The 1,424-nt window shown below is 41.3% G+C and carries 1 protein-coding gene; it reads right to left on the bottom strand.

The window, feature by feature from the left end; all coding sequences use genetic code 11:
• Positions 1-208: 208 nt before the first annotated feature.
• A complete protein-coding gene (ompV, locus tag AB4238_RS01985) occupies positions 209-985 on the bottom strand; it encodes an outer membrane protein OmpV (RefSeq protein WP_372030873.1) in 777 nt (258 codons plus the stop codon).
• Positions 986-1,424: the final 439 nt, after the last annotated feature.

The following is a 1,424-nucleotide window of genomic DNA, read 5'->3' as shown; positions in this document are numbered from 1 at the left end:
AGTCTGATACCAATCGCATTAAGTATTTGACCCGTTCAGAACCCCTCAGTCTTTTCAATTCAAAGCACATTGCTAAAGAAATGTTTATTCTCTTTTGAGCCAATACAAAGCAAAGGTGGAAAGACTGAAGGTCTCACGCAGTTCTGCTGAGGTAAAAAATTGGCAAAACGCTGAACGCTCAAACTTTTAATACAACTGGTATTAATCTTTAAAAACTGTAGTTAATACCTAAGGTCGTTACCCACTGGTTATTGCTGTCGATAAGCGGCGAGTCAGCCATATCGGAACTTAGACGTGAGTAACCCGTTGCTTGGGTAATATCTAGATGCTCACTAATAGGAACAACCATTGCGTAACCTACCTTATAAGCAAATGCTCCATCAGCTTGATATACAGGACGATTAACTGTGGCATCAGATTTAGAGACCCCTGTGTAATAGTTCACGTAGTCTTTACTAAAGTAATGAACGCCTGCATAAGGCACGAAATCAGCAAAGCCAATATTCATCGGATGGTAATAGGTGACGTCTGCTTGGTAACCATCGTAAACACCGGTTACATCATGTTGGAATTTTCCAGAGAGAGTACCTTGCCCTAGGTGAAGATCGGCATTTAAGCCTAAATCCCCACTAATTTTACGATCTTTCATGCCTTTTAAGATATCGGCATCATCTGCGTCAAAAGCTGGGTTTGCAGTCGCAAAAACACTGAAGTTAATGGTACTATCGTTTGAGCCAAAGAAACGGTAATTCACACCCGCAAGATCAGCATTAAAGTCCTCACCATGATAACCACCGTTAATATAGACACCTGTTTTATGGTCCTGCCCTTTATAAAACTCACTGCCTGTTGCGGCACCAGCACCCGCAAAAAACTGCCCTTGATGACTGTATATGTTGCCGTTGCGAATATAGGTATTACCGCCCTCTGCGAATGCGGCATTAGACAATAAGATAGCTGAGATAGCGAAATAGATTTTTTTCATGGAGTTAGTCCTTTTACATCGTTCAAATGACAGTGAGCTCACTATATGTGATGTCGATTTAGGACTCTGTATCCAAATGTATCCTGAGAAACAATCTGCAGATACATCCTTGAGAAGCTGCTCCCCAGTAAGGTAACCAGTCGTTAAAGTGGGACGTTTGCTATGGAAAACCTCCTGACTTCTCAAAACGCTTACAGGAAGTGCTCGGTTACCGATATTGAATTCAGGCTATTCATGACAAACCAACAAAAAGGCCCTTCGATTACTCGAAAGGCTTAATGTAAAGTGGTCGGTCGTTAAAGCTGGATTCGAACCTCTTTTCTCGCTAAAACGAAAAAAGCCTCTTGATTTCTCAAGAGGCTTTTCGAAAGTGGTCGGTCGTTAAAGCTGGATTCAAATACTTTCTTTATAACGAACTAACAAAAAAGCCTCTTGATTT

It is taken from the genome of Shewanella sp. 10N.286.45.A1, from assembly GCF_041470405.1.
Lineage (GTDB): Bacteria > Pseudomonadota > Gammaproteobacteria > Enterobacterales > Shewanellaceae > Shewanella.
Note: the sequence above shows the minus strand (reverse complement) of the source record. Positions and strands in the feature narration are given on the sequence as shown.